This window comes from Acinetobacter sp. 25-47-122, assembly GCF_056779695.1.
Window position 1 is genome coordinate 20,511 of record NZ_JBWYIJ010000007.1, and the last position, 22,081, is coordinate 42,591.

Sequence of the window (22,081 nt, forward strand, 5' to 3'; positions counted from 1 at the left end):
ATGTCTATGTCATTGCTCCTCAATCTTCCCAAAATCAGCTTCATTGGTCTGAGTTTATTGGCACTATCAGGCTGTAACTCTACTGTAAAAAATCCTACACAATCCACTCAAATTCAAGCACGCGAGCCAGTGATCGCCATTGCTCTAGGCGGTGGTGGTGCAAAAGGTTTTGCGCATATTGGTGTATTAAAGGTTTTAGAATCTCATGGTATAAAGCCCAAAATTGTTACGGGTACAAGTGCTGGAAGTTTTGTCGGTAGTATTTACGCTTCAGGCAAATCTCCCTATCAACTACAGCAAATTGCACTTCAACTGAAAGAGTCCGATATTCGTGATTTAACTTTAAATCGACAGGGTGTGGTCCTCGGTCAAAAGCTCCAAGATTATGTCAATCGACAGGTTGGGAACAAACCGATAGAACAATTCCCGATTCGATTTGCTGCAGTTGCCACACGTTTAGATAATGGTAAACGCGCTGATTTCGTCAAAGGTAATACAGGTCAAGCCGTAAGAGCGTCATGTAGTATCCCTAACGTCTTTGTTCCAACAACGATTGGCAAAACCAAATATGTTGATGGTGGACTCGTGAGTCCAATTCCAGTTCAAACTGCCAAAAATATGGGTGCAGATATTGTGATAGCAGTTGATATTTCTGCACGCCCTGCAGGCAATAAGCCGATGAGCATGTGGGGACTGTTGGATCAAACGATTAATATTATGGGTCAACAAAGTATCAATACTGAACTCAATGCAGCTACAGTCGTGATTCAGCCAAAAGTTGGCCATTTAGGAACTTTGGATTTGAAAGCCAGCAATGAGGCAATACTTGAAGGTGAGAAAGCAGCGCAACTGAAAATTAAATCAATAGATACCGCAATTGCCAATTTCAAAAAATCTCCTGCTGCTTTCAAACCTGCACCAACAGCTCGCTTTTAAGCATTTTTTATAGGCTTCTCTGCCCTAGTCTGTTATCTTGATATAGATGTTTTCGTCTATAACAAGATAACGATTAGAGTAGATGTATGGACTTATTGATTGAACCTTGGCATTGGTTTGTATTAGGTATTTTGCTCATCCTGTCTGAGCTCATTTTACCGGCCTTTGCTGCACTGTGGTTTGGTATAGCTGCTGTCATTATTAGCATACTGGTGTGGCTATTTCCTTCTATGGGGCTTCCAACTCAAATTATTTTATGGGTTGTCCTATCGATTTCATGTACGGTGGTTTGGTTTAAATTTATTAAACCACTTTCCGTTGATAAGACTAAAGCGGGTCTCTCACGTGAAGCGACCATCGGACAAGTTGGGATGGTGATTCAAATTGGTCATGAACCTGAATTAGTCAAAGTTCGTTTTCAGCTTCCAGTTCTAGGCTCTGACGAATGGAATTGCAGAACACTGAGCCCTGTTCAGGTCGGTGATCGTGTCAGAGTTACAGATATTTTAGGTAATGAGCTGGTCGTTCAAGCGCACAATAACCTCAACTCACCGTTATAAACAATAATTCTTAAAGGAGTAGAAATGTCTGGTTCAATTATTGCCATCGCATTTTTGGCATTCGTCGGGATCACTATTTTTAAAGGGGTTCGTATTGTTCCTCAAGGCTATAAATGGATCGTACAACGTCTGGGTAAATACCATACAACCTTAAGTCCAGGTCTAAACTTTGTGATTCCTTATGTTGATGAAGTCGCATATAAAGTCACGACAAAAGATATCGTTCTCGATATTCCATCTCAGGAAGTGATTACAAGAGATAACGCAGTTCTTTTAATGAACGCTGTTGCCTATATCAACATTACTACACCAGAAAAAGCAGTCTACGGTATCGAAAACTATACTTGGGCAATCCAAAACCTTGTCCAAACTTCTTTACGTTCAATCGTAGGTGAAATGGACTTGGATGATGCTTTATCTTCACGTGATCATATTAAAGCGAAGCTGAAAGCAGCAATTTCTGATGATATTTCAGATTGGGGAATTACGCTTAAGACGGTTGAAATCCAAGATATTCAACCATCAAGTACAATGCAATCTGCAATGGAAGCCCAAGCCGCAGCTGAACGTCAACGTCGTGCGACAGTGACACGTGCTGATGGTGAAAAACAAGCTGCGATTCTTGAAGCTGAAGGTCGTCTTGAAGCATCACGTCGCGATGCTGAGGCTCAAGTTGTACTCGCTGAAGCTTCAGAAAAAGCCATTAATATGGTTACCAATGCTGTAGGCGACAAAGAGATTCCTGTCGCTTATCTACTTGGTGAACAATATGTAAAAGCAATGCAGGATATGGCTAAATCTAATAATGCTAAAACTGTGGTATTGCCTGCTGACATCATGAATACGATTCGTGGGGTAATGGGTCGTAATAATCCTTAAATCGCTCAGACACTCTTCAAAATTTATAAGGCAGCTTCGGCTGCCTTTGTTATTGATATGACTCGAGATTCAATTCTTCAGCATTTATTTTAAATTTATGGTTAAATTTCGCATCCTGAAAGATTGCATGAAAACAATCTATCGTCTAACTGCATCATGGAAATTGTATGAGCACCTTTGATCCCACCTTAATCACTTTCTTGTTCTATATTGTCGCCATGGTTGTGATTGGTTTAATCGCGTATCGAGCGACCACGAACTTTTCAGATTATATTTTGGGTGGACGACGCTTGGGAAGTTTTGTAACAGCCCTTTCAGCTGGTGCTTCTGACATGAGTGGCTGGTTACTTATGGGTTTGCCAGGTGCTATTTATCTTTCTGGTCTATCAGAAATGTGGATTGCAATTGGTTTAATTATTGGTGCATGGCTCAACTGGCTGTTAGTGGCAGGACGTCTCAGAGTTCATACTGAAGTTCAACACAATGCCCTCACACTCCCAGATTACTTTTCCAATCGTTTTAATGATCAGAAAAAAATTCTACGAATCGTTTCTGCATTTGTCATTTTAATCTTCTTTGCCATTTATTGTGCTTCAGGCATGGTGGCAGGCGCTCGATTATTTGAAAGTATGTTTGATCTTTCTTACAGCACTGCCCTTTGGATTAGTGCAATTGCAACGATCAGTTACGTTTTTATTGGTGGGTTCTTGGCTGTTTCTTGGACAGACACCATCCAAGCGGGATTAATGATTTTTGCCTTATTGCTTACCCCCATCGTGGCTTTACTGACTTTTTCCGATTTATCTCAAGTGAATTTAGCACTTGAAGCAGCACGACCAGAAGCAAGCAGTTTAATAGGTAATTTAAGTACCGTCGCAATTATTTCATTACTGGCCTGGGGTTTAGGCTATTTCGGACAACCTCATATTCTTGTACGTTTTATGGCTGCTGATTCAGTTAAATCGATTCCTAATGCTCGTCGTATTGGTATGACTTGGATGATTCTGTGCCTTGGTGGTGCAGTGGCTGCTGGATATGTCGGTATTGCTTATTTTCAGCAAAATCCACAGTTCGCTAATATTGTGAATGCTAACCCTGAAACTGTATTTATGGAGTTAACGAAAGTTCTATTTAACCCATGGATCGCCGGCATTGTATTAGCTGCCATTTTGGCTGCGGTAATGAGTACATTGAGTTGTCAACTTCTTGTTTGTTCAAGCACTTTAACCGAAGATTTTTATAAATCTTTCATCCGTAAAACTGCTTCTCAAAAAGAACTGGTTTGGGTGGGTCGCTTGATGGTGCTACTGATTGCTTTACTTGCGATTGTTTTAGCGTCAAACCCTGAATCTAAAGTACTTGGTCTAGTTGCCTACGCTTGGGCAGGCTTTGGGGCAGCATTTGGCCCGCTCATTATTCTGTCTTTATTCTGGAAACGCATGACATTAAATGGCGCTTTGGCGGGGATGATCATTGGTGCAGTGACCGTTATTGTATGGAAAAATATTTGGGCTGATACTGGAATCTATGAAATCATTCCTGGCTTTATTTGCTCTCTCATCGCAATCATTGTTGTGAGTTTATTAGGTAAGCAACCGAACTCAGATGTTACTGACCGATTTGACGAAGCAGACCGATTATATAAAGCGACAAAATAACAAATGAAAAAGAGGACTTTCTGTCCTCTTTTTTTAACTCTTTCGAGCAAGTAAAAAAGCTGAAATTTGTTTAAGTTCAGATGCTGAATCACCAAAATAATCTAAAGCACTAATGGCTTGCTGATGAAGCTTATTTGCATATTCTTTTGCAGCATCTAAACCCAATAAAGCTGGGTATGTTGATTTTTCTACAAGTTCATCTTTTCCAGCGGTCTTTCCAAGCGTTTCGGTATCCGAAACTATATCTAAAATATCATCTTGTACTTGAAATGCTAAACCTAATACTTGACCAAATTCACGCAATTTCGGTATTCCTGCATCTACACCGTCCATCACTGTCACTGCTGACATCATGATTGCCGCCTGAATCAGTGCACCAGTTTTATTACGATGAATATTTTCCAATGCTTCCTGATCAATTTTCTTGCCTTCTGCTTGCAAATCTAGGACTTGACCACAAACCATCTTAGAAGATGATGTCGCCAATATCTGCATTTGCTTCAACACAATAGAAGGGTCTACAGTCACTTGTGTATCAAAAAGTCGACTTCCTAAAACCTCAAATGCCATCGACTGCAAGATATCTCCCGCAAGTAGTGCTGTATCTTCACCATATGCAACATGGCAAGTGGGTTGACCACGACGCAACAAATCATTATCCATACATGGTAAGTCGTCATGAGCAAGTGAATAGCAATGAATTAACTCGACTGCAACTGCTGCACGTCGCACAGCAGCAAAATTTTTATGATCTTCACTTAATTCTGCTGTTGCATACGCTAAAGCTGGACGAACCCGTTTTCCACCTAACATGACTGCATGATTTACAGCACTTTTCAAAGGCTCTGGAATGAAAAATGCATCTAGTGCAATTTTCAGATCCTGTTGGATTTGCTGTTGAGCACGTTGTAATACTTCACTATTCACAGAGATATGTACTGTCACTGCCGTCTTTGAACCTCAAGTTATACCGTTTCAAGTCGGTATATATAAAATTGTCCTTATTCTACAACCAATTGTGATTGCTACAAAACACAATGCTGATTTGTTTTATTTAGTGATAGATTTAAATGAAGAGTGACTATTCATCTAACACATGAATCGAGTTTCGACCCAATACATGTGCAATGTCAACCGCACGATCTAAGGTTTCTAATATTTGCTTTTCTGAGTACATTTTCTGGCAATTAGGATGAAAAATCCCAATCGCACACGTGAGTACCTCATCCTCTTGAGGATCGAAATAAATTTTTTCACGGACCAAGGTTTGTTTTAGGCGTTCAGCAATGGTGAGAATTTTCCAAGGAGTCGATTCTTGAATCACCAAGATAAAACTTGCAGAGTTCAAACGATAGACTTCTGCTAAATCTTGATTCAACTCCTCTTTAATCAGAGATCCAATACGACTCAAAATTTCATCACCAATGGTATAACTATTGAGCTGATTAAACTTTTTAAAATTTTCGACTTCAAACTTGATAAAAGAATAATTTTTACGCTCTTGAATAAGGAAGCGATCTTTTAAAAACTGTTCAAATGCCAGCTTATTGTTCATCCCAGTCACAGGGTCCAAATATAGCTCTTCAAACAACCTTTTATTATTTTGGATCAAGACACGTTCACGTCTTTTCAATTTTGTTATATCTGCACATACGATCAACACGCAATCCAAAGAGGATGATTTATCTCTTAAAGCACTAAAATAAATTTGAAAAAAATGCCCTTTTGAATAGAACTCATTTTCAATTTTGTATAAACGTGAATCATTTCGAAACAATTGCAGCGCATCTTGAAATAATTGGTAAACCGTCGTTGATACGAAACCTAATTTCTTTCCGAGTAAATAGAGTGCATCACTCTCATAGATATCAGCAAATAATTGATTTGCACTAATAAATACACCATCATGCTGAACTAGCGCCACAGGCACAGGGATTTTGGCAATCACAGATACCAAATCTAATTTATTTGTAGCATGAATTTGGTTTAGAAACTCTTGATCAATCTTGGGCGTATCCTGCTCAAAATTATTATCCTTCTTCATTGGTCTTTCTCATTTTAATTATTCGTGGAGCGAAGGCTATTCAGCAACTTAATTTTATGAATTCGGTGAATATAATCACGTTGACTTATTTCCTTAATATAACATGTCAAAATTGACATAGTCTCAATTATTTATGAGTGAATCGTACTGTTAGTAATGCTTTCAGGCTAATTTAGTATACTTATCACATATTTTAAGCGCGTAAAAAAACCACTCGAAAGTGGTTTTTTTATCTTAAACCGTATCGCCAGGAATTCGCACCCATCCTTCCATGAGTACTCGAGCACTGCGACTCATAATGGCCTTTTTTACCGTCCATTGGTCATTAATTTTTTCCGCTTCAGCGCCCACTCTGAGTGTTCCAGAAGGATGCCCAAATCTGACTGATTTTTTTTCACCACCACCTGAGGCTAAATTGACTAATGTTCCAGGAATTGCAGCGGCGGTTCCAATCGCTACAGCTGCGGTTCCCATCATTGCATGGTGTAGTTTACCCATAGATAAAGCACGAACCGTCAAGTCGATCTCATCAGCGTGTACTGCTTTTCCGCTAGATGAAATGTAATTTTTAGGCGCAGATACAAATGCAATTTTAGGTGTATGCTGACGTTGAACCGCTTCATCAATATGCTGAATAATACCCATCTTTACAGCACCATAAGCACGAATTTTTTCAAACTTGGCCAAGGCCTCGACATCATTATTGATATGATCCTGAAGTTCAGTTCCTTCATACCCCAAGTCTGAAGCACACATAAAAATGGTTGGAATACCCGCATTAATCAGCGTCACCTGAAAGCGACCAATATCTGGGACTTCCAGCTCATCAACCACATTTCCTGTGGGAAACATGGCAGCCCCATCCTCTCCATCATCTGCGGGATCTAAAAATTCTATTTGCACCTCTGCAGCTGGAAATGTTACCCCATCAAGCTCGAAATCACCTGTTTCCTGAACCTGACCATTTGTAATTGGGACATGCGCAATAATCGTTTTCTGAATATTGACCTGCCAAATCTTTACCGTACAAATTCCATTCTCTGGAATCTTTTCTGCACTCACGAGACCATTTGAAATCGCAAATGAGCCTACTGCTGCCGTAAGATTGCCACAGTTGCCACTCCAATCGACGAATGGTCGATCAATTGCAACCTGTCCAAAAAGATAATCTACATCATGATCAGATTGAGCGCTTTTAGAGAGAATGACTGTCTTACTGGTACTAGATGAAGCACCACCCATTCCATCAATTTGTTTGCCATAAGGATCAGGGCTTCCTATCACACGTAATAAGATTTGATCTCTTGCTTTACCTGGAACTTGAGCTTCTTTGGGTAAATCATTTAAGTTAAAGAAAACACCTTTACTCGTTCCTCCACGCATATAAGTGGCTGGAATTTTAATTTGTGGTGTTGAACTCATAGCTCATTCCTTCTCTTTTAATATTTGTTATCAATCGTGATTTTTAGTTCAACACAGTATAAATGATTTTTTATGTGAACATGAGCACTTAACACTATGGTATGAATTTCCATCAATTACGATAGATTAAATTTAATTCACTCTAACAAAAATAAACTCTAATAAAATTAAATGATTGATTAAAAAATAATTAAATCATTTTTCTATAATAATTTTATTTTATTTAAATCATAAAAAACATTCATGAACGCTGACGTACTAGGCTAATGCAATTTGATCTATTACAATCTTGTAACTTATTTCAATCGTCGGGCTGAATACTTTGAATAACAAGTCTTCACAACTTCAGCGTGGCTTAAAGAATCGTCATATCCAATTAATCGCTATGGGTGGTGCAATTGGTACAGGCTTATTTTTAGGTTCCGCACACGTGATCCAATCTGCCGGCCCATCTATTATTTTGGGTTATGCAATTGGTGGTTTAATCGCTTTTTTAATTATGCGCCAATTAGGCGAAATGATTGTTCATGAACCTGTTGCAGGATCATTTAGTCATTTTGCAAATAAATATTGGGGTAAGTTTCCTGGATTCCTAGCAGGTTGGAACTATTGGATTCTTTATATTTTGGTCGCGATGACCGAATTAACAGCTGTTGCAAAATATATTAACTATTGGTGGCCTCACATTCCTGCTTGGTCATCAGTTCTTTTCTTCTTTATTATCATTACCTTAGTTAACCTCTGTAATGTTAAATTTTATGGAGAATCAGAGTTTTGGCTGTCTATTATTAAAGTAGCAGCTGTCGTGTCGATGATTATCTTCGGTTTATTCTTGTTGTTTACAGCAGGATCTGACTCTACTGCATCATTCAGTAATCTTTGGACTCATGGTGGTTTCTTCCCTCATGGATTCGAAGGTTTATTCTTCATGTTGGCATTCCTGATGTTCGCCTTTGGTGGTATTGAACTGATTGGTATGGCGGCAGCTGAGGCTGAAAATCCAGAGAAAACGATTCCTAAAGCAATTAATCAAGTTGTTTTCCGTATTCTGATTTTCTATGTTGGGTCGCTTACAATTCTTCTTTCTTTAGTTCCATGGAATCAACTGCAACTTGGTGGTCTAGATAAAAGCCCATTCGTAATGATCTTCAGTCAACTGGGTATTGATTGGGCTGCTCACCTGCTCAACTTTATTATTTTGACTGCTGCGCTATCGGTATATAACAGTGGAATGTACGCGAATAGCCGTATGCTTTTTGGTTTAGCAAAACAAGGTAATGCCCCTAAAATTTTTGAAAAAACCAATAAACAAGGTGTACCTGTTCCAGCAGTATTGTTGTCAGCGGTGTTAATTTTCGGATGTGTTTTATTAAACTATTTTGCACCTGAAGATGCTTTAAGTAATTTAATTTATATTGTTGTTGGTGCTCTAGTACTTAACTGGGCGATGATTGCGTTGACTCACTTGAAATTTAAACAAGCGATGAAACTGTCAAATACCACTTCAAAATTTCCTGCTCTATGGTCACCAGCCAGTAACTATTTGGTTCTTGGGTTTATTATTGTCGTGCTTTACATCATGTGGACTCAGGGCTTAAGCGGTGCTGTGATCATGATTCCGATCTGGATTATCCTGATGTTGGTATTATTTAAATTACTTTACCGAAAATAGTAAGACGCATTAAAAAAGTTATTGCTAAGCAATAACTTTTTTTCAAAAATTTTTTGATCAGATTAGTATGCGTCCTTAGCTTAACTGGATAGAGCAGTTGCCTCCTAAGTGACCGGCGTGGGTTCGAGTCCCGCAGGGCGCACCATTTTCTTAGATTAATACACTTATCAACAAATTGACCCAAAATAAAAAAAATAATGTCATTTCAGTCAAATTTTTGTTGCATCTCATTACCTTTATGATATGTTGTTTGTAGAGCAAAAAATAAACATTTAAGCATAAATCGTTTATTTATCAGCTCTTAAGGAAATAACTAAAAAAATTCTATTAAATTAAAAATTCAAATTATCTAAGGATAGATAACATGAAATTAAAAACCATCAGTGCATCTGTATTATTTGCTTTATTACCGATTTCTGGGGCTTATGCAGCCGCTATGGATCGCTCAGGTCAATCGATAGGAGCATTTTTACAACCAAATAACTACTTTGAAGCAGGTATCTCCATTATTGACCCTGATGTATCTGGAAAAAATCAATTGGGTCCAATTAGTGATATGGCTGAGGATTATTACTTCCCAAGTGCTGCATTAAAACTGCAATTAAATGAAAAATTCTCTTTCGGCTTACTCTATGATCAACCCTTTGGAGCATCAGCCTATTACACAGATGGATTACTTCCAGGATTACTGCCAGATAGTACACTTCCTCTCTCTTCAACAGAGGTTAAAGTAAATTCAAATAACATATCAGCTATTGTTGGGTTTCAACCTAATGAAAATTTGAATATTTATGGCGGTGGTGTATATCAGGATGTGAGAGGTAATTTAACTTTATCTAGTTTAGCGAATTATCAGGCTCATTTTAAAAGAGATGAAGGTTATGGTTGGTTAGCTGGTGTTGCATATCAAATCCCTGAAATAGCGTTAAAAGCATCCTTAACATATAGATCTGAAATTGACCATAGTTTGGAAACTACGGAAGATGCCAATGGTTTGATAAACGCTTATTCAAGTTATTTTGGTTATCCTAGTTTTATTGTTGAGAGCATAGTTGGACCTCAAGTAGCTCAAGTACTAACTAATCTTAAAAATTTAGATTCGAGTGGGGCATTAAATACACCTTCTCAGAATACTAAAATCAGCACTCCACAATCAGTTAATTTAGACTTTCAAACAGGCATCATGGCAAACACCGTTGCTTTTGCAAATGTTCGATGGGTTGAATGGGGAGGTCTAAAAATTGATATTGATAAATTTAGATTGTTAACACAAGCTGTTACTGGTCAAGGACAAAATATTATTGAATATGATAAAGATCAATGGTCTGCAACGGTTGGCGTTGGTCGTAAGATTAATGAAAAATGGGGCGGTGCATTATCCGCAGGTTGGGATTCTGGAGCTGGGAATCCAGTAACCGCACTTGGACCAACAGAAGGCTACTGGAATCTAGGTTTGAGTGCTCAGTTTAGCCCTACTCCTGCAACCTTTATCGGTGGCGGTGTAAAATATTTTTGGTTAGGAGATGCTGATGGTCGATCTGTTGGTCGTGAAGTGGGTAAGTTTGAAGATAACAATGCTTGGGCATATGGTCTAAAAATAGGTTATCGTTTCTAAATGCCATTTATTTTTCAAAAGAGCACTTTTGTGCTCTTTTTTTATTTAATCATGAATGCCATTGACTGACTGTATAGTTCATTTAAGTATTAACGATAAGATAGTGTCATTCAAAATTAAATCACACATAAATTCAATAATTTATATAATAATAAAATTCCTATTATTTTTATCAGAATTAAAATTCAATTATAAATTTATTTCCTTAGAGTATTTACTCTGATTCTTAATGTGTTATTTTGTGAACATAAGATTTAGGATCAGTTTAAGATAACTAATCCTCAATTCAATTGGAAAATACAAAATAATTCATTGAAGAAGATCAGGGAAAATTCAAGTGAAATTAACAAAATTATCAGCTGCTGTATTATTCGGTTTAGCATCATCAGGCACTTTTGCTGCTGCATTAGATCGTTCTGGACAATCTATTTCATCATTCCTTCAACCAGGAAATTACTTCGAAGCTGGCATCTCAATTTTAGATCCATCTGTCTCTGGTAAAGACTTATCTGGTAATTACACTGGTGATATGGCTGGTGATTACTACTTTCCTTCTGCAGCATTAAAAATTCAAGCGACTGATAAAATCTCATTTGGTTTGATTTATGACCAGCCTTTCGGTGCTGATGCAGCATATAAAGGTAACAATAATTTTACCACACAAGGTTCTGATACAATTTTAGGCGCACTCCCAGTTTACCTTGGTGAAAAGCCAGCAAGTGCTCCTATAGGTGTAGGTTTAAATACTGGTGTAACAGGTGGCACATCAGTCGAAGTAGATACACAAAATATTTCCGCTATTATCGGCTTCCAACCTAACGAAAATTTTAATTTCTATGGCGGAGCTGTTTATCAGACTGTTAAAGGAAATGTAAAATTAAGAGGATCGACGTATAGTATCTTTAATGGATACGATGCTGATATTAAAGAAGACGGCGACTTCGGTTGGTTAGTCGGTGCAGCTTATCAAATTCCTGAAATCGCTTTAAAAGCCTCTTTAACATATAGATCTGAAATTAGTCATGACGTTGAAGTAAATGAAAGTATTCCTGCTGCAACCGCATTAGCAAATCCAGCAAATGCTCCTCAATTGATTAACCTCATTACAACTTTGACTGCACTTGGACAAATCGATCAAGATACAGCAGGTAGCCTACAAGGAGCAATCGGTGCTTTAGGTGCTGGCTTCAAACCTGGATCTACAAATGTTACTACTCCACAATCTGTCAACTTAGATCTACAAAGTGGCATTATGGCGAACACCGTAGCATTTGCAAACATACGTTGGGTGGATTGGTCTAGTTTCTCAATTAAGCCTAATAATTTCGGTCAATTGGCTGATGCACTTGGTAGTGCCGGACTTATCCCTGGCAAACCTAATGGATTTAACCTAGTTGATTATTCTAAAGATCAATGGTCTGTAACAACAGGTGTAGGTCGTAAATTTAACGAGCAATGGGCTGGTAATGTTTCAGTTGGATGGGATTCCGGTGCAGGCAATCCTGTAACGACACTTGGACCAACAGAAGGTTATTGGAACGTAGGTTTAGGTCTTCAATATAGCCCTACTCCAGCTACGTTTATTGCAGGTGGTGTTAAATACTTCTGGTTAGGTGATGCTGATGCTCAGACAGGTGCACATAGTGCAGCAGGCAAGTTTGAAGACAATGACGCTTTAGCTTACGGTCTTAAAATCGGCTATAAATTCTAATCATTCGTAAATAAAAAAGACCACATGATTGTGGTCTTTTTTTATTTTTATACAAGTATAAATTAATTGTTTGTTATATCATCATTTAAAATAAGAAAACGACTCAAACTACAATTCCTTTTTTGCTCAATAATACTTTTTAAAAACATGGACATAATTATTTAGCCTCATAATTTGATAATGAAGTAATATAAAATTGATTATATTTCAACCACTTCTGAGTATTTACTCTTTTTTTATTTGTGTTATTTTTCATGCAATTTTTTCGCCATATGGCATTCATGGATGAACATCATGAAATTTAAAGTACTTTCATACTCAGTCTTATTGTCTACGCTCCCATTAAGCTCAATTTACGCCGCAGGATTAGATCGTTCAGGTCAGTCGATTTCAGCATTTCTCCAATCAGGTAATTATGCAGAAGCTGGCATTTCTGTTTTAGATCCCACTGTTAAAGGTTCTTCCACAGTGATTAATAAAATCACTGGTCAGGATTTAACAGGCGAAAAAATTACAGATATGGGCAGTGATTATTATTTTGTAAACACTGCTCTTAAACTACAGGTTACTGACCAAGTTTCTTTAGGTTTAATTTACGATCAGCCTTTTGGTGCAGATGCATTATACGATGCTAAAAATCAATCATTTGGCAATAGTTTAAGTGGTACATCAGTTGAAGTTAAGACACAAAATTTAACTGCACTCATTGGTTATCAACCCACTGAAAATTGGAATTTTTATGCTGGTCCAGTATGGCAAACAGTTGAAGCTGATATCAATTTAAAAGGTAGTGCATACCAAGTCTTAAATGGCTATAACATCCATGTAGACCAAAAAGAAGCTTACGGCTGGATTGCAGGTACTGCATACCAAATTCCAAAAATTGCATTAAAAGCATCTATCACTTATCGCTCTGAGATTAAACACAAAGCTCAGTCGAATGAAACCTCGCTCCTTCCACTTTATGCCGATGCATTAAAAAAGCCTGAGTTTAATAGATTAGATAAGATCGCTGCAGTAACTGAAGCAGTTACTCCACAATCTGTAAATATTGATTTACAGTCTGGAATTGCAACAAACACTTTGGCGTTTGCTAACCTGCGTTGGGTTCATTGGGATCAATTTACGGTTACACCTAAATTACTTGGATTAGTTGGACAGGACCTCATTTCGTATTCTGATGATCAGTACTCTGCAACCGTAGGTGTTGCACATAAATTTAATGATCAATGGGCAGCAACCACAACTGTAGGCTATGACTCTGGAGCTGGAAACCCTGTAACCACTTTAGGTCCAACTGAAGGTTATTGGAGTGTAGGCTTAGGTGGTCAATTCAACCCATCACAGCAAAGCTTTATTCAAGCTGGTGTTAAATATTTCTGGTTAGGCGATGCAACTGCTCAAACGGGTGGCATAAATGTTGGAGAATTCAGCAACAATTATGCATTAGGTTATGGCATGAAAATCGGGTATCGATTCTAACAATTGTTATAAAAAAAGGACGCTAAAGCGTCCTTTTTTCAAAGTAATAACTTAGGCTGGAATATCACGTACAGAAGCGTTGCGGATCGCTTCTTTCAATGCAGCATAACCATTAATCGCAGGAAATTGTGGGAATTCTGCAATTACATTATCCGGCGCATCAAATAAGAAACCTTGATCTGCTTCACCGAGCATCGTAGTATCGTTGTACGAGTCGCCAGCAGCAATTACACGGAAATTTAAACCGTGTAAAGCTTGCACTGCTTTACGTTTTTGATCAGGTTGACGTAGTTTATAATTTGTAATCATACCATTTTCGTCAGTTTCTAATTTGTGACAGAAAATCGTAGGCCAACCTAACTGCTTCATCAATGGATGAGCAAATTCATAGAATGTGTCTGATAAAATGATGAGTTGGAAATGAGTACGTACCCACTCGACAAACTCCTTAGCGCCTTCAAACGGCCCCATATCTGCAATAACAGCTTGAATGTCATTTAAACCTAAACCATGCTGTTTAAGAATATTTAAACGCTGAGTCATGAGCACATCGTAGTCTGGAATATCTCGAGTTGTTGCTTCAAGCTCTTTAATTCCTGTTTTTTTTGCAAAATTAATCCAAATTTCAGGAACCAAAACGCCTTCAAGATCTAGACAAACGATTTCCATGATACTGCCCTCAGCATTAATAAAATTTGCAATATCATAGCCGAAGATTGTTGAATATCGATGTAATTTTTTAAATCTATTTTATTCATAAGTATTTATTTTTATTTCATAAGATAAATCTCTGAATTCAACTAAAATATACATCAAATATTTTAATATAGGACTTGTTGTTTCCAAGCCTATATCGCCAGGATTCTCATGACTACCATTCCAAGCATAGATTTAATTGATGCACTTGCATCAGAGTATGAAGATAAATCCCCTTCGGAAATTATAGCCTTAGCTTTAAATCAAACAGGTGAAATTGCCATTTCATTTTCAGGTGCTGAAGATGTTGTATTGATTGATATGGCTGCAAATTTAGGTAAACCTTTTCGCGTGTTTAGTCTAGATACAGGTCGCTTGCATTCAGAAACTTATCAATTTATTGAGACTGTTCGTAAGCACTATAATATCAACATTGAAATATGTTTCCCGGAAGCTGAAGCTGTTCAGAATCTAGTCAACGAAAAAGGACTGTTTAGCTTTTATCAAGATGATCATAAAGAGTGTTGTGGTATCCGTAAGGTTCAACCTCTTCGTAAAAAGTTAGCAACACTTGATGGTTGGATCACGGGTCAACGTAAAGATCAAAGTCCGGGTACACGTACTGAAATTCCAGTCATTCAAGCTGATCTAGGTTTTTCAGGTGAAGGTAAACAACTCATTAAATACAACCCTTTGGCGAATTGGACGAGTGCTGACGTTTGGAATTATATTCGCATGATGGAAATTCCATATAATCCATTGCATGAAAAAGGTTTTATTTCAATTGGATGTGAACCATGCACGCGTCCAGTACTTCCAAATCAGCACGAGCGTGAAGGTCGTTGGTGGTGGGAAGAAGCAACGCATAAAGAATGTGGTTTACATTCAGGTAATTTAAAAAAGTAAAAACTGTCTCACAAAGTTTTAAGCCACTGATTTAAAGTGGCTTTTTTGTACTGACCATTCATTAAAAAAATTTATGCCCCCTCCAACAAATACGTCTATACTGATCTCTTGGATTGATAATTCTAAAAAACAATTTTAGAAATTTGCAGTGAGGCAAACCTAGACTATGCGCCCATTACACCCGCTTGATTTTATTTTCTTATCTTTGGAAAAAAGACAACAGCCCATGCATGTTGGCGGATTATTTTTATTTGAAATTCCAGAAGATGCACCACCAACCTTTATTCAAGATTTAGTGGCAGATATTCGCAACTCAAAATCTATCCCAATTCCACCGTTTAATAATAAATTAAACGGACTGTTTTGGGACACAGACACTGAATTCGATCTTGATCATCACTTCAGACATATTGCTCTACCACATCCTGGTCGTATTCGTGAGCTACTCACCTACATTTCCCAAGAGCACAGTTCATTAATTGATCGAGCTAAGCCATTATGGATGTGTCATATCATTGAGGGCATTGAAGGCAATCGTTTCGCCATGTATTTCAAAATACATCATGGGATGGTCGATGGTATTGCAGGCATGCGTTTAATTGAAAAATCACTCTCTCATGATCCAAATGCAAGAAGTATCGTTCCGCCATGGTGTGTCGAAGGTCCGCGTGCTAAGCGACTTAAAACACCTAAAGTAAGCCGTGCAAAACAAATCTTGTCTAATTTGAAAGGTCAAGTGCAGTCTACACCAGGTGTATTCAAAGTGCTGTCTGAAACTGTCTTTAAAGATATGGGACGTAATCCGGACTATGTATCCAGTTTCCAAGCCCCAAGTAGTATTCTGAATCAAAAAGTCAGCTCATCGCGTCGTTTCGCTGCTCAGTCATATGAGTTTAAGCGCCTCAACCATATTTCAAAATCATTGGGTGTGACCATTAACGATATTGTTCTCGCGATTTGCTCTGGTGCTTTGCGTGAATACTTAATCAGTCAAAGTGCTTTACCTGAGAAACCATTAATCGCTATGGTTCCTGTCTCCGTTCGTACGGATGATTCAGACATGTCAAATCGTATTACGATGATTCTGGCGAACTTAGCGACACATAAAGCCGATCCATTAGAGCGACTCGATCTTATTCGTCGTAGCGTAATGAATGCGAAACAAAAATTCAAACGCATGACTTCAGATCAGATTCTCAACTATAGTGCCTTCGTATATGGTCCTGCAGGTTTAAATATCATCTCTGGTTTAGCACCTAAACGTCAGGCATTTAACCTCGTTATTTCTAACGTACCAGGACCTAAAGAGCCGCTATATTGGAACGGAGCACGTTTGGACGCACTTTACCCTGCTTCTATCGTACTTGATGGTCAAGCGTTGAATATCACAATGACCAGTTATATGGATAAATTAGAAGTCGGTTTAACCGCATGTCGAAATGCTTTGCCTAAGATGCAAAATTTATTGACCCATTTAGAAGATGAGATTCAACGATTTGAAAAAATTGTGGGTCTACCTGAAGATGACAAACCGCAGATTATGAAAAAGGCTACTAAGCGTAGTGCAGCAAAGAAACAAGTAGTAGCGGATATAGAAATTGCGAATGAAAAACCAGCTTAAGGTTGTATATTTCGATATTTACAAAAAAATTAAGGGGCTTTAAAAAGGCCCCTTAATTTTTAATATTACGACACTGCTTGATTAATTGCTGACAGAGAGAAACGACCATCGCTTGTGTAACTCGAACTTCTTGACCTTGATCGTTGAGCATCAAGCAAGCGCTTTTGTTTGAATCCACAATTTGACGATGGCTACCCGCTAATTGTTCCGTTAAATTCATACCCACTTTGACCTCACTTTGCTAAGACAACATCGCTGTCTTTGGCTATTCGATTTGATTTCTTAAGTATTGAGAAATCGAGATCGAATGTAAAATCTCAGTTGTAACAAGTGTTTAACGATATTCTGTTACAATTTCAATTCAAAATGATATCGTATTGCTCTTGCGTGTATAAATTTTCGACTTGGAACTTAATGACACGTTTCACAAAATGCTCTAAATCAGAGACGGCCGCAGCTTCTACGGTTAATAATCGATCCACAACCGATGGATGCGCAACGACAGTAAAGTCAGTCTGAGACTCAAAATCTCGAGCATATCTTAAGATCTCTCGAAAGATTTCGTAACAAACAGTCTCGGCACTTTTCACATAACCACGTCCCTGACACGTCGGACAAGACTCACATAACAAATGCTCAAGTGATTCACGCGTCCGTTTACGCGTCATTTCTACCAAGCCAAGCTCAGACACTTGGGTGATTTTAGTTTTTGCATGGTCACGTTCTAAGACTTTTTCAAATTGCTTAAGCACTTCATCACGGTGTGAGGCCTCTTGCATATCAATGAAGTCAATAATGATAATTCCACCTAAGTTGCGCAGTCTGAGTTGACGCACAATGACTTGTGTCGCTTCCATGTTGGTCTTAAAGACGGTGTCCTCAAGAGAGCGTCCACCTACATATGAGCCTGTATTGACGTCAATAGTGGTCATGGCCTCCGTCTGATCAATCATCAGATAACCACCAGACTTTAAAGCAACACGTGTTTGCAGTGCTTTTTGAATATCTGTTTCAACATTGTATAAGTCGAATATCGGACACTCACCAGGGTAATGTTTCAGACGATCAACCATATTTGGTACAAACTCAGCCACAAACTCTTGTAGCTTGCCAAACACTTCTCTTGAATCGACTTGAATTTTTACCGTATCTTCATTTGCCAGATCACGGATGATACGTTGAGGAAGTGGTAGCTCTTCAAAAATAAGAGATGGAACCACGACACTTTTTTGTTTGCGCTGAATAAATTCCCAAAGTTTTGCCAAATACGCCATATCTTGCGCAATAGCGGCCTCTTCGATCCCCTCTGCTGCAGTTCGGACAATGACAGAACCAGGTAACTTATGTTCAGCTTGAATCCGCTCAATGATCGAACGTAAACGATCACGCTCTTCTTCTGATTCGATTCGCTGCGACACGCCAGTATGATGTCCATAAGGCATCATCACCAAATAGCGAGAAGGAATGGAAAGATCAGTACTTAGACGCGCACCTTTTGTGCCTAACATATCTTTCATCACCTGCACTGTCAGAATCTGACCTGGTTGCAGAAGATCAAAGACATTTGGCGTCGGTTGATTACGAGGCCAAATCATGTCATTGATATGTAAAAAAGCAGTACGAGATAAGCCAATGTCTACAAATGCCGCTTGCATACCAGGCAATACACGTACAACTTTGGCTTTATAAATATTCCCGACTAAACCACGTTTAGCGTTGCGTTCAACAAATAGTTCGTTGACCGTCCCATTTTCAACTAACGCCACCCGACACTCCATTGGGGTGACGTTAATCAACAACTCGTCAGACATAAAAAACACTCAAAACATTATAAAAATTTTTTAAAAGGTTAATTTAGTGCCTTAACCATTTTTCAATATTTGATTCAGTAACTGTGATGTTTCATGTAAAGGCAAACCCACCACATTGGTGTAGCTACCTTCAATACGAGGAACGAACTTTGCGGCGATTCCTTGTATTGCGTAAGCCCCTGCTTTTCCTACAGGTTCCCCAGTTGACCAATATTCTTCCATATCATGATGACTGAGTGATTGAAAATCAACCTTTGTGCTCACTACCGTACTTATTGTTTTATGTTGTGAAGCCACACAAAGGCCACTGAGAACTTCATGCTGACGCCCTGACAAGGATTGCCAAATTTCAAACGCATGTTGCTTCGAGTCAGGTTTGCCAATAATTTGCCCATCTAAACTGAGGCTTGTATCTGCGGCAATGACCACCGCATCTGGAAATCGCGCTAAAACAACCTGAGCTTTTTGTTCTGCTAAACGTCGAACATAATCATGCGCTTGCTCACCATCATGTACAGACTCATCGATTTCTGGACTAAAAATATCAAATTTAAGTCCAAGCTGTGCAAGCAATTCTTTACGCCGAGGCGAGCTCGACGCCAGGATTAAATTCGCCATTTTCGAAGCAAATAATACAAGATGGGCCAAGTTAAAATACTACTCATTAGTGGCTGCCAATGACGAGTTATCGAAAATTGCATATCGGAAATAATTTGTGCAAAAAGGACATAAATCAAATGTGCCAATATAGCAACACTAGCGATTGCCCAAGTATTTCCAAACGTCATTAAACGGCGTTCACGCACAAACCAACGGATGGCGAATGTTAGTAAAACGAAGCTTAACGCATGTAAACCAAGGGGTGCATCAAGCAGTAAATCGGTAAATAACCCGACTGCAAAAGCAAACCAAACGCCACACCATGTCGGTTGAAGCAAGATCCAATACATCGTAATCATCAGCATGATCAGCGGTCGCCATCCTGCCAATGAATAAGACAGAGGATACACCACCAAGACTGAACCAATAATGATTGAAAGCACGATGATCCATAGTGGATCACGTGTTTTAACTGATGATATTTTTTTAGCGCTGAGCATGAGGTTGCTCCATGGCTAACGAGTCTGAGAACAGTACCACCACATGGTGTCCACCTGCTAACTGAGCTGCAGGTTTCACGTCTATCTGCGCAAACTCACCGGTATTTTCACGCTTAACTTTGGATACTGTTCCGACCAAATAACCCGCAGGAAAATGTTGTCCTAAACCTGAACTATACACCTTGTCCCCGACTTTGACGTTAGCGCTGGTCGGTACATATTCCATTTTCAGACGACCTAAATCACCAGTGCCTGACACAATGGCACGCATGCCAGAGTTTTCAAGACGTACTGATAGGGAGTGTTCTTTATCAGACAGCAACATGACACGGCTACTGTGCGGATAAACATTGATGATCTGACCCATGATACCGTTATCATCCAACACCGTTTGCCCGACACGCAGTTGGCTCGCAGCACCGCGGTTAATGATAATGATATGACGTAATGGATCAGCATCTGTGCCGATCACCTCAGAGATTTCCATACGACCGTCAATGATCAAAGGCGTATCCAATAATCCACGTAAGCGCGTATTTTCAGCGGAGAGTTCTGAGAGTTTTTGAAGGCGAACCTGAGCCTGAAGCAGCTCTGCCTGCATCGCAGTATTCTCACGACGCAGTTGCGCTTCAGACTTGGTTTGTTGACTGAGCCATTCTTTCGATAAAACGGGATAGCTTGCAATGGCATAAATGGGATTGTATGCCGCGTACAAGACATCTCTTGCTGGTTGAATCAAGTGTGGAGCGCGCCAATTAAACATTAACACGAACAAACACACGATGACTGCAATGATGAAAGAGCGAAAAGATGGCGGTTGTCTTGAAAACAGATTCGGTTGCACCGCCTCGTCCTTAAATTAAATTACAGAAAATTAACCAACAAACAGCATGTCATGGTTCGGGTTGTCGAAGAGTTCTAAGACTTTACCACCACCACGTGTTACGCAAGAAAGCGGATCTTCAGCAACTACTACTGGCAAACCTGTTTCTTGTGACAATAACTTGTCTAAGTTACGTAATAACGCACCACCACCAGTCAACACAATACCGCGCTCCGCGATATCTGATGACAACTCAGGAGGTGTTTGTTCAAGCGCAGATTTCACTGCAGAGACAATGCTTTGCAATGGATCAGTGATTGCTTGAGTAATTTCATCAGAAGTCACCGTAATTGCGCGCGGAACACCTTCCGCCAAGTTACGACCACGAACTTCGATTTCTAGCACTTTGCCATCTTCATCCGGAAGCGCCATACCCACTTCTTTCTTAATGGTTTCAGCCGTTGTTTCACCAATGACGCAACCGTGTGCTTTACGAACATAATGAATAATTTGTTCGTCAAATACATCACCACCAATGCGTAATGAGTCTGCATAGACACAACCTTGCAATGAAATGATTGCAATTTCAGTTGTACCACCACCCACGTCTACGACCATCGAACCACACGCTTGCTCAACTGGCATGCCTGCACCAATCGCTGCTGCCATTGGCTCTTCGATTAAACGTACATCACGTGCGCCTGCATTGAATACAGCCTCACGAATCGCACGACGCTCAACCAAAGTTGATTTACATGGCACACACACCACAACACGCGGCGCTGGTGGGAAAAGACGCTTTTCATGCACTTTACCAATAAATTGGTTTAACATGGTCTCAGTGACTTCGAAATCCGCAATCACGCCATCTTTCATTGGACGAATTGCAGAAATATTCGCAGGGGTACGACCAAGCATTTGCTTAGCATCCAAGCCAACAGCGGCAACTATTTTTTGTGAACCACTGTGACGAATTGCCACAACAGTCGGTTCATTTAATATAATGCCCCGTCCTGGCGCATAAATTAGTGTATTAGCGGTGCCTAAATCTATGGCTAGATCTGGCGAAAACAAGCCAATTAGTCGTTTTAGAATCACGGGTCGTTCTCAGTTCAACGTTATATAGACGTAAGATGGCAACTTTA

Annotated in this window: 20 protein-coding genes and 1 tRNA gene; 11 read left to right on the plus strand and 10 right to left on the minus strand. The window is 39.2% G+C overall.

The window, feature by feature from the left end:
* Positions 1-6: 6 nt before the first annotated feature.
* The 4 genes from AC1M9P_RS07810 to putP all read left to right on the plus strand — a co-directional run bounded on the left by AC1M9P_RS07810 (position 7) and on the right by putP (position 4,033).
* Positions 7-936, plus strand: a complete 930-nt coding sequence (locus AC1M9P_RS07810; protein ID WP_051586590.1) for a patatin-like phospholipase family protein — start codon at positions 7-9, stop codon at positions 934-936.
* A gap of 86 nt (positions 937-1,022) precedes the next feature.
* On the plus strand, positions 1,023-1,496 hold the full coding sequence (locus tag AC1M9P_RS07815) for an NfeD family protein (RefSeq protein WP_180028098.1): 474 nt from the start codon (positions 1,023-1,025) through the stop codon (positions 1,494-1,496).
* 24 nt (positions 1,497-1,520) lie between these two features.
* Positions 1,521-2,375 (plus strand): SPFH domain-containing protein, encoded by an 855-nt coding sequence (locus AC1M9P_RS07820; RefSeq protein ID WP_481587249.1) that lies wholly within the window; start codon positions 1,521-1,523, stop codon positions 2,373-2,375.
* Positions 2,376-2,542: 167 nt separating this feature from the next.
* Positions 2,543-4,033, plus strand: a complete 1,491-nt coding sequence (putP, locus tag AC1M9P_RS07825; RefSeq protein ID WP_481587250.1) for a sodium/proline symporter PutP — start codon at positions 2,543-2,545, stop codon at positions 4,031-4,033.
* Positions 4,034-4,066: 33 nt separating this feature from the next.
* Here putP and AC1M9P_RS07830 read toward each other — a convergent pair whose 3' ends face one another.
* From AC1M9P_RS07830 to prpF, 3 genes are all read right to left on the minus strand, one after another.
* Positions 4,067-4,978, minus strand: a complete 912-nt coding sequence (locus AC1M9P_RS07830) for a polyprenyl synthetase family protein (protein ID WP_035268035.1) — start codon at positions 4,976-4,978, stop codon at positions 4,067-4,069.
* A 136-nt stretch (positions 4,979-5,114) separates the two neighbouring features.
* The gene (locus AC1M9P_RS07835; RefSeq protein WP_051586591.1) at positions 5,115-6,077 is read right to left on the minus strand and encodes a GGDEF domain-containing protein; all 963 of its coding nucleotides are present in this window, start codon (positions 6,075-6,077) and stop codon (positions 5,115-5,117) included.
* Positions 6,078-6,311: 234 nt separating this feature from the next.
* Complete coding sequence (prpF, locus tag AC1M9P_RS07840) at positions 6,312-7,499, minus strand: 2-methylaconitate cis-trans isomerase PrpF (protein WP_035268039.1); 1,188 nt, start codon at positions 7,497-7,499, stop codon at positions 6,312-6,314.
* A gap of 322 nt (positions 7,500-7,821) precedes the next feature.
* On the opposite strand from prpF, the gene AC1M9P_RS07845 reads away from it, so the two are divergent.
* The 5 genes from AC1M9P_RS07845 (at position 7,822) to AC1M9P_RS07865 (ending at position 13,979) form a co-directional block, all read left to right on the plus strand.
* Positions 7,822-9,171, plus strand: coding sequence for an amino acid permease (locus tag AC1M9P_RS07845; protein ID WP_092767004.1), 1,350 nt, complete (start codon positions 7,822-7,824; stop codon positions 9,169-9,171).
* 69 nt (positions 9,172-9,240) lie between these two features.
* A tRNA-Arg gene (locus tag AC1M9P_RS07850) sits at positions 9,241-9,316 on the plus strand.
* A gap of 219 nt (positions 9,317-9,535) precedes the next feature.
* Positions 9,536-10,786 (plus strand): OmpP1/FadL family transporter, encoded by a 1,251-nt coding sequence (locus AC1M9P_RS07855; protein WP_481587251.1) that lies wholly within the window; start codon positions 9,536-9,538, stop codon positions 10,784-10,786.
* A 337-nt stretch (positions 10,787-11,123) separates the two neighbouring features.
* Positions 11,124-12,497 carry an OmpP1/FadL family transporter gene (locus AC1M9P_RS07860; protein ID WP_481587252.1) on the plus strand — a complete coding sequence of 458 codons (1,374 nt, stop codon included), beginning with the start codon at positions 11,124-11,126 and terminating at the stop codon, positions 12,495-12,497.
* A gap of 294 nt (positions 12,498-12,791) precedes the next feature.
* Positions 12,792-13,979, plus strand: a complete 1,188-nt coding sequence (locus AC1M9P_RS07865) for an OmpP1/FadL family transporter (RefSeq protein ID WP_481587253.1) — start codon at positions 12,792-12,794, stop codon at positions 13,977-13,979.
* Positions 13,980-14,030: 51 nt separating this feature from the next.
* On the opposite strand, the gene thrH is transcribed toward AC1M9P_RS07865, so the two are convergent.
* A complete protein-coding gene (gene thrH / locus AC1M9P_RS07870; protein WP_035269809.1) occupies positions 14,031-14,648 on the minus strand; it encodes a bifunctional phosphoserine phosphatase/homoserine phosphotransferase ThrH in 618 nt (205 codons plus the stop codon).
* Between the two features lie 198 nt (positions 14,649-14,846).
* On the opposite strand from thrH, the gene AC1M9P_RS07875 reads away from it, so the two are divergent.
* Together AC1M9P_RS07875 and AC1M9P_RS07880 are read left to right on the plus strand one after the other, a co-directional pair.
* Positions 14,847-15,581: a phosphoadenylyl-sulfate reductase gene (locus tag AC1M9P_RS07875; RefSeq protein WP_035269807.1), complete on the plus strand. Its 735-nt coding sequence runs from the start codon at positions 14,847-14,849 to the stop codon at positions 15,579-15,581.
* Between the two features lie 166 nt (positions 15,582-15,747).
* Entirely contained in the window at positions 15,748-17,202 is a 1,455-nt protein-coding gene (locus AC1M9P_RS07880; RefSeq protein ID WP_481587254.1) for a WS/DGAT/MGAT family O-acyltransferase, read from the plus strand.
* A gap of 52 nt (positions 17,203-17,254) precedes the next feature.
* Here the strand turns inward: AC1M9P_RS07880 and AC1M9P_RS07885 are convergent, their stop codons facing one another.
* The 6 genes from AC1M9P_RS07885 to AC1M9P_RS07910 all read right to left on the minus strand — a co-directional run bounded on the left by AC1M9P_RS07885 (position 17,255) and on the right by AC1M9P_RS07910 (position 22,034).
* Positions 17,255-17,422: a PA1571 family protein gene (locus AC1M9P_RS07885; RefSeq protein WP_171076802.1), complete on the minus strand. Its 168-nt coding sequence runs from the start codon at positions 17,420-17,422 to the stop codon at positions 17,255-17,257.
* Positions 17,423-17,558: 136 nt separating this feature from the next.
* A complete protein-coding gene (gene rng / locus AC1M9P_RS07890) occupies positions 17,559-19,013 on the minus strand; it encodes a ribonuclease G (RefSeq protein WP_035269804.1) in 1,455 nt (484 codons plus the stop codon).
* A gap of 51 nt (positions 19,014-19,064) precedes the next feature.
* The gene (locus AC1M9P_RS07895) at positions 19,065-19,631 is read right to left on the minus strand and encodes a Maf family nucleotide pyrophosphatase (protein ID WP_481587255.1); all 567 of its coding nucleotides are present in this window, start codon (positions 19,629-19,631) and stop codon (positions 19,065-19,067) included.
* Positions 19,619-20,113 carry a rod shape-determining protein MreD gene (mreD, locus tag AC1M9P_RS07900; protein WP_481587256.1) on the minus strand — a complete coding sequence of 165 codons (495 nt, stop codon included), beginning with the start codon at positions 20,111-20,113 and terminating at the stop codon, positions 19,619-19,621. The genes AC1M9P_RS07895 and mreD overlap by 13 nt, the downstream gene beginning before the upstream one ends.
* Positions 20,100-20,957 (minus strand): rod shape-determining protein MreC, encoded by an 858-nt coding sequence (gene mreC, locus AC1M9P_RS07905; RefSeq protein ID WP_035269796.1) that lies wholly within the window; start codon positions 20,955-20,957, stop codon positions 20,100-20,102. Before mreC ends, mreD begins: the two co-directional genes overlap by 14 nt.
* Positions 20,958-20,987: 30 nt before the next feature.
* The gene (locus AC1M9P_RS07910; protein WP_035269793.1) at positions 20,988-22,034 is read right to left on the minus strand and encodes a rod shape-determining protein; all 1,047 of its coding nucleotides are present in this window, start codon (positions 22,032-22,034) and stop codon (positions 20,988-20,990) included.
* Positions 22,035-22,081: the final 47 nt, after the last annotated feature.

What these genes read in the sequence shown, in the direction of transcription:
- AC1M9P_RS07810 (WP_051586590.1), top strand. Translation starts at nt 7, where the DNA reads ATGTCATTGCTCCTCAATCTTCCCAAAATCAGCTTCATTGGTCTGAGT.
- AC1M9P_RS07815 (WP_180028098.1), top strand. Translation starts at nt 1,023, where the DNA reads ATGGACTTATTGATTGAACCTTGGCATTGGTTTGTATTAGGTATTTTG.
- AC1M9P_RS07820 (WP_481587249.1), top strand. Translation starts at nt 1,521, where the DNA reads ATGTCTGGTTCAATTATTGCCATCGCATTTTTGGCATTCGTCGGGATC.
- putP (WP_481587250.1), top strand. Translation starts at nt 2,543, where the DNA reads ATGAGCACCTTTGATCCCACCTTAATCACTTTCTTGTTCTATATTGTC.
- AC1M9P_RS07835 (WP_051586591.1), bottom strand. Translation starts at nt 6,077, where the DNA reads ATGAAGAAGGATAATAATTTTGAGCAGGATACGCCCAAGATTGATCAA.
- prpF (WP_035268039.1), bottom strand. Translation starts at nt 7,499, where the DNA reads ATGAGTTCAACACCACAAATTAAAATTCCAGCCACTTATATGCGTGGA.
- AC1M9P_RS07855 (WP_481587251.1), top strand. Translation starts at nt 9,536, where the DNA reads ATGAAATTAAAAACCATCAGTGCATCTGTATTATTTGCTTTATTACCG.
- AC1M9P_RS07865 (WP_481587253.1), top strand. Translation starts at nt 12,792, where the DNA reads ATGAAATTTAAAGTACTTTCATACTCAGTCTTATTGTCTACGCTCCCA.
- thrH (WP_035269809.1), bottom strand. Translation starts at nt 14,648, where the DNA reads ATGGAAATCGTTTGTCTAGATCTTGAAGGCGTTTTGGTTCCTGAAATT.
- AC1M9P_RS07875 (WP_035269807.1), top strand. Translation starts at nt 14,847, where the DNA reads ATGACTACCATTCCAAGCATAGATTTAATTGATGCACTTGCATCAGAG.
- AC1M9P_RS07880 (WP_481587254.1), top strand. Translation starts at nt 15,748, where the DNA reads ATGCGCCCATTACACCCGCTTGATTTTATTTTCTTATCTTTGGAAAAA.
- AC1M9P_RS07885 (WP_171076802.1), bottom strand. Translation starts at nt 17,422, where the DNA reads ATGAATTTAACGGAACAATTAGCGGGTAGCCATCGTCAAATTGTGGAT.
- rng (WP_035269804.1), bottom strand. Translation starts at nt 19,013, where the DNA reads ATGTCTGACGAGTTGTTGATTAACGTCACCCCAATGGAGTGTCGGGTG.
- AC1M9P_RS07895 (WP_481587255.1), bottom strand. Translation starts at nt 19,631, where the DNA reads ATGGCGAATTTAATCCTGGCGTCGAGCTCGCCTCGGCGTAAAGAATTG.
- mreD (WP_481587256.1), bottom strand. Translation starts at nt 20,113, where the DNA reads ATGCTCAGCGCTAAAAAAATATCATCAGTTAAAACACGTGATCCACTA.